This is a genomic window from Archangium sp., assembly GCF_036388035.1.
Lineage (GTDB): Bacteria > Myxococcota > Myxococcia > Myxococcales > Myxococcaceae > Archangium.
Window position 1 is genome coordinate 1 of sequence record NZ_DASVSO010000207.1, and the last position, 8,030, is coordinate 8,030.

At 65.0% G+C, this 8,030-nt stretch carries 6 protein-coding genes; 3 read left to right on the forward strand and 3 right to left on the reverse strand.

From position 1 onward, the window contains the following. Window positions 1-529: 529 nt before the first annotated feature. Together VF697_RS09090 and VF697_RS09095 are read right to left on the reverse strand one after the other, a co-directional pair. The gene (locus tag VF697_RS09090; RefSeq protein WP_331093315.1) at window positions 530-964 is read right to left on the reverse strand and encodes a hypothetical protein; all 435 of its coding nucleotides are present in this window, start codon (window positions 962-964) and stop codon (window positions 530-532) included. A gap of 439 nt (window positions 965-1,403) precedes the next feature. Then, entirely contained in the window at window positions 1,404-2,543 is a 1,140-nt protein-coding gene (locus tag VF697_RS09095) for an AAA family ATPase (RefSeq protein ID WP_331093317.1), read from the reverse strand. Window positions 2,544-3,176: 633 nt separating this feature from the next. Between VF697_RS09095 and VF697_RS09100 the strand changes: the two genes are divergently transcribed. Further along, window positions 3,177-4,037, forward strand: coding sequence for a hypothetical protein (locus tag VF697_RS09100; RefSeq protein WP_331093319.1), 861 nt, complete (start codon window positions 3,177-3,179; stop codon window positions 4,035-4,037). 525 nt (window positions 4,038-4,562) lie between these two features. Here the strand turns inward: VF697_RS09100 and VF697_RS09105 are convergent. Then, window positions 4,563-4,694 (reverse strand): hypothetical protein, encoded by a 132-nt coding sequence (locus tag VF697_RS09105; protein WP_331093321.1) that lies wholly within the window; start codon window positions 4,692-4,694, stop codon window positions 4,563-4,565. A 60-nt stretch (window positions 4,695-4,754) separates the two neighbouring features. Between VF697_RS09105 and VF697_RS09110 the strand changes: the two genes are divergently transcribed. After that, window positions 4,755-5,855, forward strand: a complete 1,101-nt coding sequence (locus VF697_RS09110) for a DNA-primase RepB domain-containing protein (RefSeq protein WP_331093323.1) — start codon at window positions 4,755-4,757, stop codon at window positions 5,853-5,855. Window positions 5,856-5,932: 77 nt separating this feature from the next. Continuing rightward, window positions 5,933-7,942, forward strand: coding sequence for a primase-helicase family protein (locus tag VF697_RS09115; RefSeq protein ID WP_331093325.1), 2,010 nt, complete (start codon window positions 5,933-5,935; stop codon window positions 7,940-7,942). Window positions 7,943-8,030: the final 88 nt, after the last annotated feature.

Consider the following 8,030-nt stretch of genomic DNA (forward strand, 5'->3'; position numbering starts at 1 on the left):
CTTCCGATTCACCCGCAGGAAGGCTGCGGCCTCTTCCACGGTGAGCACTTCCGGGAGGGAGGAGGGGGATCCTGCTTCGTTGTTCTGCTGGGACAAGACTTCACCGATGCGCCGGGGCACGCCAGCGCCTTCGCTGCGAAGCGCTGACCCGTCAGGTGTGGCGTTGGCGCCGCGAGGTCAGCTATCGGGTTCAAAGGGCGCCCGGTCTTGCTGCCGGAGCGTGGTCCCCTTTTGTTTCGTCCACTGCTGCCATGTGCCGAGGTCGGCCTAGTGGCCTTCCTCGCGCTGGTGAGTTCGCGGGTCCGGCCGTGCCGCCGGAGAGCCGCAGCCTGCATCGCAGGCCCTCAAATAAGGGAGCGGACAGGCGATTCGCGCAGCCCTCTCCATTTCCTAGAGATTCATCTCTAGCCCATTGCCGTCAAGGGCTCCAGGTCTACCTCGAAGCCAAAAAACAGCTCGCGCTCGGTGCTGGAGCAAGTGGTCCTCGGGGCTCCGGGCGAGCTGCCTGCTGTCGGGGCATGTTGTCGCGTCACTCTTTTCGGCCGGGAGAGGGCCTCTCGCGCTCCTCGTTCCGATCGGCCGCCACCTTCTGTTGAGCGCGGTACGCGGTGCGCCGCGCCGAGGTCCACGGGCGCAGCCTCAAGTCGGGATCATCCCCTGGCTGCGGCTCGCCAGTCGTGTTGGTCAGCGTGAGGATGGTCGCCGGATCTTCCACCCCGGTCACCACACGGCCTACTTGATCTAGGCGAGTTCGGACCAGAACGAGTACGGCGCTAACGGCAGCGTAGACCTGGTCGGTGCTCAGGGGAGAAGGGAGCGCCTTCTGCGTGAGCGCCTCGAGGAGAAGGGCAGCGGCGTTCACCGCGTCGCCGAGGTGAGACAACTCCGCCGCGAGGCTGACGAGCTGCTCGGCCTCGTCGGCAGGGTTCTCCGAAGACGTAGCTTCAGGGGATGGCTCAGCCATGCATGGACCTCCTTCGGTTTGAGGGGAATGGGACTGCGTGGGAAAAAACGGAGGGCGCCGTCTGACGGACCGGCGCCTTCCTCTCCTCGGGCTACCACCCGGGACTTTCCGTGCCACCGCCGTAGGAATCGCTGCTGTATGGGCTTCGTCGCCCGTACCGGTCAGCGCCGCTGGTCAGTTCCTCGACGAGAACCACCAGCACTGCGGCGATGAGGCGGCGGACCATTCGCGATGACAGGGCCCGCTTCAGGCTTATCCACACCATGGGGTTCTCCTCCCGCCGTGTCGGCCGACAAGGCTTCAACGTGTGATTACGGGCGGGAGGACGTGACAGCCCGAGGATTGCCGTGGCCCTCGCCCTCTCTGGATGGAGGACGCGAGCGAATGAGCCCGGCATACCCGTGGAGACGGGCGCGCCGGACGTGAAGGTGAAGGACGCTCACTTCAACAGCTTGAGGCCCTGGTTGGCGTGAACGTCGCGGGTCAGCTCCGCGTGCAACTCGTTCAACTCGGTGACGGCATCGTCGATGACGAGCCGAGCGCGGCGGCTGGCGGACTCGGAAAGTCGTACCAGCATCTCCACCTGAGCTCGCAGCATCAGCAGCACCCGGGCCGCCTGGGCGACGTAAGCCCGCCAGTGTTGAGTCCTGAGGGCCTGCGCCTGGGCAGCCGCTTGGCGTGCGTCCTCCAGTACCTCGTTGGCCTGGAAGACCGCCGGGTTGATCAGCTTGGTCACGAGGCGAGACAGGCGGGGCCGCTCGCGTGGATGGCGCCAGACGACGTCCACTAGAATCGTGAGGTCCTCAGGGGATGTCTGCTCCTCGCCCGCGAGGAATGCGGCGGCCTGGACCAGGCGCAGCAACTTCTTCCAGCGGCGGTCGGACGCCACCAGACCTTCGTTCTTCAGCACGTCGCGCAGAACTACGATGGCCTCCAAGGTGTCCGCTGTCACCTTCACGTTGGTGATGTCCGCATGCATGGCACACAGTACCTTCATGCCCAAGACGCTGGAGGTGGTGGGGTCGGGCGTAGTGAGGACGTCCCGGAAGCTGCCGGGCCTCTGGAGGTAGTCCACCTCGAAGCGCAGCAGGAATCGGTCGAGGAGGGACTCCTTCGCATGGTCCTCGGGCAGCTCGGTCATGGTGCCGAAGAGGCTGATGAGGGGGACGGGGACGGGGGCGCCGTCGTTGAGGAAGACGCGCTCGTCCATCAGCGGGAGGAGGATGTTGAGGACGGAACTGCTGGCCGAGGAGACGTTGTCCAGGAGGGCCAGGTGGGCTTCGGGCAGCATCCCCGTGGTGATGTGGTGGGTGAGGCTTCCGTCCTCGATGGCTTGCAGGGATACCGGGCCCAGCAACTCCTCCGGCATGGTGTGCCGCGTGAGGACCCGCTCGAAATAGGTCGCCCCGATTGCCTGCCCCAGCGCACGGACCAAGCTGGACCGTCCCGTGCCCGGGGGCCCGAGAAAGAGGACGTGTTCTCGGATGAGGAGGGCAGCGAGGGTTCCGTCGATGACTTCCTGGCGCTCGGGGAAACGCGCGCGCAGCTCGTCGCGCAGCTGCTGAAGCTGGGACTGCATGGAAACCTCCTTGGGAGAGGGTGGAAGAGCGAAGGGCGGGCCGGAGGTGCCATCGCCTGCGGGTTGGTCGATGGGCCAGGTGCTTCTACATGTCAGTCACCGCAGCGGCGTACTCGCGAGCCCCTTATGCCCTGGGATCGTCAGAGCACCTCGGTAGAGCGCCGACGCCAGCCCGTTCGCTCTTATACCCATGCTGCTCTCGCCTCTTCGGGCGTGGACGTATCGAGGCGGAAGTCGTCAGGGCACTCATCCAGCCCCAAACGCCCGCCGCACTTGCACTCGGGGGGGAGCTGCGTTACCTCATCCTCGCCCTGGACACGTGCAGGGCGCCGAGAAGTACAGCCGTCGTAGTACGTGCAGTACGCCAATGCCGTTGCCAGCGCAGTCACCGTCCACCTTGCTGAGAGTGACGCGGTGACTGCAACCTCTTGCTCGCCAGAAGTTCGGCGAGCCGTCCGTGCGAACTGGCCGCACACGCCAATGCCAATGACCGCGCTCATAGCCTGAGCGCATGTAGCCGTCCGCGAGCGCTTCGGTGCCTGCGGTGGCGTGAACTCGACGCGTGGCGCCCGTAGTGGCGCTCCTGCGTCGCATTGCGTCGCCCTACCGCAAGGTGGGGCGGGATGGTCAGTCATGTCCGAATCGAGGAAGAGCTCCCCCCAGGAGGACTCGAAGGTAGGCAAGAAGGCGAGGTCGGCGGGCGAGATGAGCCCGGAGCTGCGCGAGGCGTTGGAGAAGCTGCGCGAGCTGATGACCCAGAGCGATACCCAGGATGCAGCCACGCAGTACCGCATCGGATGCGTGGTGTGCGACGTGCAGGACGCTCCGGGCAAGTACGGGGCGGGAAGTGTGAAGCGGCTGGCACGCGAGTTGGGGCGGAACGAGACGAGCCTCTACCACCGGGCCCAGGTGGCGAGGACGTGGCCTCCTGATGAGTACAATGCGCTGCTGGCGAGGAAGAGTTCCAAGGGCCTGCCATTGAGCTTCTACCACCTCGTCTTGCTGGCGTCCGTGGAGGATCGGAACGCCCGCGAGCGGCTCATCGAGGAGGCGCTCAAGAAGGACGTTTCCGTCAACACCATGCGCCGCCTTGTGAAGACCCAGCGGACTCCCGCGGGGGGGGCAGGGGATGAGGTGCCGGCCTACCGGGTGCTCACCAATCTGGTGTCGCAGTCGGAGCGGATGTTCCGCGAAACAGAGCTGGTGGAGAAGGCGCTCACCGAGTTGAAGGGGGGCGCTACGCCCGAGGTGATGGCGCTCGTGAAGAAGGCAGCCGAGGTGCAGCGGGCGGTGGGAAAGGCGTGCATGGAGATCGCCGAGCGGCTGGGCGCTGCATGCGGGGGCATCGTCGGCTCCTCGCAGCAACCGGATGATTCCGGAAACGTTTCCGAAATCTCCCCCATGCCCCCATCCGCGCAGGCCCACGTGGCGCACGAGGGGGCGAGCCGGGGCCGGGCGCCAGGCACTTCGACCTGGACTGGGCCCGGAGCCTGATGGTCGAGTGCGAGAGGGTGGGAGTGCCATACTTCGTCAAGTAGCTGGGAGCCTGCCCCGTGGAGGGCGGCAGGCGCCTGAAGCTGCGGGACCGGCACGGCGGCGACTGGGGCGAGTGGCCGGAGGACCTTGCGGCAGCGCGAGGTCCCCGGCGTGGATTCCCGGTACACTCGCAGCTGACGAAGCCCAGATGAGGGCAGGGCGTGCAGCGTCGGCGTCCTGTCCGCTCGGCTCGTGCTCGCCATTTGCCGTGCCTGTCTCATCAGCGTGGAGATGACAGAGATCGCATGCTCTCTGCGTGGCGCCGACGGACCGTCGTCAGCTTTCTGCGGATTAGGGAGCGGCTGCGGAGATCAGACATGAAAGTAGTTATGCCATTTGGGTGTTTTAGGCCGGATTGCCTATGCTGTTTATGCAATTAGGTACGGATTTCGGAGGCTTTTCTCAATGCGAACACCTGGAGCCATTGAAAGTTATGTGACGAGTTTCGCGCTGCCCCGCGACATGCGCTCGCGACTGGATGACCTACGACTGGCCCGAGCCCAACGCGACGGTGGTGCACCGCCGCCCTTGCGCTCCCTCATCCTGGAAGGGCTGGAGGAACTCCTGGCGCGTGAACTGGATGAGGTGAAGCGGTAGCGCCTGGTACGCAATCAAGAAAGCCCTCAAGGCGCTCCCGAGGCGCCCGAGGGCTAATCACGACAAGGTGAGATGCAAATGAATGATAACGCAGAAATGCTCGTGGCGCGACCGCCATCGTCGTCGGTGATTCCCGATCTCCATGTGGCTCGAGCCTTCATCGCCGGCCTCACGGGCTCGCCGGACACCGAGGTTCTCTGGCAGCTCGTGCCCGACTCCTTCTCCGCCCCCGTCTCGCGTAACGCCACGCACTTGTGGGCGCTCACGGAAAAGGCGTGGAACTGGCTGAGCGAAGAGAACACCCGTTGCGGCATGGGCGTCTTCATCCAGGTGAACGAGGGCAACAGCGAGCGGCGGCGCACCGAGAACGTGGTGGCCGTGCGCGCCCTCTTCATCGACGACGACAAGGGCCTGTTGCCGCCGGACTCGCCGCGGCTGGCCGCGTTGCCGCCCACCCTCTCGGTGCGCACCCGGAAGGGCTGGCACCATTACTGGGTCCTCGTGCCGGGTGAAGAACTGGGCGTCTTCACGCTGGCCCAGGCTCAGCTCGCCGCCCACTTTGGGACGGACCCGGCGGTGAAGGACCTGCCGCGCGTCATGCGTGTGCCGGGCTTCCTCCACCAGAAGGACCCGTCCAACCCTGTCCTCGTGCAACTCGTGCGCGTCGGCAGCGAGCGCTACCGCATTGCCGACGTGCTCGGCGCATTCGGAGTCTCCGCAGGCATTGACCGCCCGAACGTGTACGCGAAGTCGGGAGCGAAGAAGTCCTTCCGGCGGGTAGGCGCGCACCGGGCCGCCGTCTCCACGCGCGAGGGACGTACGCTGCTCCAGGCCATCCTCCACCACCCGCTGGTCGGCTATCAGCTCGAGCATCCCGAGGATGTCTCCTACGTGTGCTGGAGGGGTACCGCGACCAATATCGCGGCGGCCTGCGACGGCCGGCCCGAGCTCCTCGAGCTGGGGCGCCGGTTGTTCCATGCGATCTCGTCCGCAGACCCGCGGCGCTACAGCGCGACAGGGACCGACCGAATGTGGGAGAGCGCGGTGCAGTCGGCCGCATCTCACGGGCCGATGCTGCTTCGCACCATGGAGGAAGCGGGGGCGCCCGCGGAGTTGTGCCGAGGCCCCGCCTCCACACTCGTAGGTGCGGCCCGCCTGCTGCTCCAGCGCGGCGACTAGCGGCTCGCCATCAGCAACGAAACGTCAACCGGAACGGCCTCATGAGGCCGTCAATGCACCCTTAAGGGAACTACCAGATGAGCAGCAAGCAGATGGAATTTGATAAGGAGTTGTTCGGGAGCGATTCGGATCAACCTCCACGCGATGAGGGCAATCCAGCGCACCAGGCCGAAGCCGATGGGCAGAGCGCGTCTATTGGCAGCGCAGTTCACACCGTAGCGGTTGCCGGAGCCAATGTGACTGGACTGTCGTCGAGCGGTAGCGCTGTCGCTACGTCCGTGTCTCCGAAGCTCCAGAAGTACCAAGCTCTGGCGCGTGAGGTGCTCAAGCTCGACATCATCTGCGATGTCGTCGAGAGCCCTCAGAGGTTCTCGACGATTCTCCTCACGGACATCGCAGGTATTCTCAAAGAGGCGGCGCATGGTGACCCTCAGCTCATTGTATCTGGAGAGGCGCTCTTCACTGAGTGTCTCAGTGGCACGCTCCTGGCATCCGCAGCTCAAGCTCTTTATGGCGCCGCTGCCCCGGCGGACCTCACCCTCTACGACCTCGTCCAGCACGGCGCGAGCAAGAATGCGTCCGACGGCCCGCTGGTGACCAAGGTGCTCGACGCCGCGAAGGGCAAGGTCATCAATTTGAGCGGTGCGACCGAGGTCGCGTACGTCGTCAGCCTGGAGCGGTTCGTCCTCATGGGGCCGGGGGGCCGGTACGACGTGGACAGGCCCATTGGCCAGGATGCGGTGCTTCGGTACATGGTGAATCAGTGCGTTCCGTCCATCGTCGCCAAGAAGGTCATCAGCGAGGCGAACCACCCGACGTTCCTCACCATTGGTTTCGAGCCGGATCGGCCGCATGTCTACGATGATGGAGAGGGGCGTAGCGTACTGAACATGTACGTGCCGTCCGACGTGACGCCCGTTCGGGGGGCATGGCCGAGCATCTTCTTCCTGTTGTGCGTGCTGACGCAGGTGTGCAGCAACGGCGTCGAGGGGCTGGTATGGCTCTTCAACTGGATGGCCGCGAAGGCCCAGCACCTCAAACGACGGGGCATGACTGTCCCCGTCTTCGTCGGCCCGCAGGGCTGCGGGAAGTCGCTGGCAGGTATCCTCTTCGCCCGCGTGCTGGGGCTGGAGAACACGGCACAGATCTCTGGCAAGACGCTCAAGGACAGCTTCAACAGCCAGTTCGCCGGCAAGTGCTTCATCGTGGCGGATGAGGTCATCCAGCCCACCGGGGACCGGCTGGAGGTGCTTGAGACGATGAAGACGTACATCACCGACGAGCGGGTGGACCTTGCGGCGCCCCATCAGAAGAGAGTGCAGATTGCGAACTGCATGTCCTTTTGGATGACGTCCAACAGCAAGAACCCGGTTCGGGTGGAAGGCGAGGCGGATCGCCGCTACACGGTTTTCTCCATCCCCGACGACGTGATGACGGAGGAGTACAAGCTCTTCCTCAAGGGGCTGTTCGACCCGCGCACGCAGCAGCCGACGGCGGAGGTCGTCGCGGAGCTGGAGGCACTGGCGCACGATCTCCAGCACTGGGATGTCGACTGGACCATGGCCACGACTCCACTCGATACGGTCGCCCGGCGCGATCTCATCCAAGTGAATCGCAGCAGCTTCGACCTGTTCGGAGACCTACTGGAAGACGAGCCGATCATCGGGCTGAGCACGCTCATAGAGGGCTTCATGGCCGGTCTCAACGAGTTGGCGCGCGAGCAGATGGAGCCCTACTTCTACGCAAACGAGGGGACTACCGCAGAGGCCGTCTACGGGGCGTACACGCACTTTTGCAAGAAGAGCGGACTAACCCCGCTCGGTGCTCCCCGCTTCGGAGTGGAGTGGAAGCAGCGCTTCGGGGTGAAGTGGCCGAGAGTGAGGCGACCGCGCGCGCCCCGGGTGTACTTGTATGAAGGGCTGGAGGTGATCATAGGCAAGCTGCCGAGCCTCGAGGTGCAGCTGCCGCGAGAGATACTGATGGCCGCGAGCGACGAGATGCTCCAGCAGGAACTTGAGCGGCGGCAGGATCTGCAGCGGCTGGAGACCGGGTCTGACGAGAGCGGCTCGATTTTTGGGGAGAGCTGAGTTTCGAGGCAGCAGTCGTCAACGAAATGTGCCCGCCGCAGTAAAGGCCGTCCGGGAAGTGAAAAACCACAGCGCGGACGGCTTATGG